This window comes from Maribacter aquimarinus, from assembly GCF_047345505.1.
Taxonomy (GTDB): Bacteria; Bacteroidota; Bacteroidia; order Flavobacteriales; family Flavobacteriaceae; genus Maribacter.
In genome coordinates, this window is the sequence record NZ_JBLFEO010000082.1 from 1 (window position 1) to 1,035 (window position 1,035).

1 protein-coding gene is annotated in these 1,035 nt (G+C 55.4%); it reads right to left on the reverse strand.

All coding sequences use genetic code 11. The annotated features are described in order from the left end of the window. A partial coding sequence (locus ACKWCC_RS19360; protein WP_413997612.1) for a sulfatase-like hydrolase/transferase occupies positions 1–955 on the reverse strand: 955 nt, incomplete at its 3' end. Positions 956–1,035 lie beyond the last annotated feature (80 nt).

Here is a 1,035-nt window from a genome sequence, read left to right on the forward strand (position 1 = left end):
CTCCCGAGGCCACCCCCCCGTTGTCCGATGTAAAGACAATGATGGTGTTGTCCTCAAGACCCAGTTCCTCCAGTTTGTCCAGGACAATGCCAACGGCCCGGTCCATTTGCTGCACCAGCCCAGCATATACCGGATTGTCCTGCACGGTCCTGATGGGCAATATGCGCTCCATTTCATAACCGGAATCCCTGATGCCCATCTTCTCCGCCTTTTCCCGATACTTGGCCCAAGTCTCTTCCGTTGTCTGGATGGGACCGTGCACCGCATAAAAGGAGAGGTAGGCCAAAAAGGTGGAATCCTTGTTTTTTTCAATGAACTTTGCTGTTTCCCTGCCCAGGCGAAGGGACAGGTTCTCCCCATCCGGGCCGCTCTCCAGATTGGGGTTCTCCCAAGGGGCAAAAAAACCACCCTTGGGGCTGCCCACGTCCCAGCCGCCCTTGTTGATTTCAAAACCATGGTCGGTGGGCCAGGAGCCCTTGGCGCCCAAATGCCACTTGCCGGCAAAGAAGGTCTTGTACCCATGGGCGGCGAAAGCCTCTGCCAAGGTAGTGTCTTCCTTTGGCAGCACCTGCTTGTAGGCGGCGGGCAAGATCTTGTCGTTGCGGTTAAGGCTGCGCCAATCCGCTCCCGATTTGGCACCGATCCAATCCGTGATCTTGTGCCTTGCGGGAAACTGCCCCAGCATGATGCTGGCACGGGACGGACTGCAGACCCGGCTGGCCGCATAGCCCTGGGTAAAGACGGTGCCCCCATTGGCAATGCGGTCCACGTTGGGCGTCTCATAAAAGGTGCTTCCGGTGACACTGAGGTCGTGCAGGCCAAGATCGTCCACCAAGATGAAAACAATATTGGGCGCCCTCTTCTCGGCGACCCCTTCCTTTGCATTGCAGCCACCCAATAAGGTGGCTGCTGCACAAAATAAAAAAACTAACTCAAACAACTTTCTTTGTCTCATTTCTTCGTTCATTGATTGCACCACGCACCCATCAAGGCGGTGGCAAAAAAACCGAACCGTTTCTAATATCCGGGGTTTTG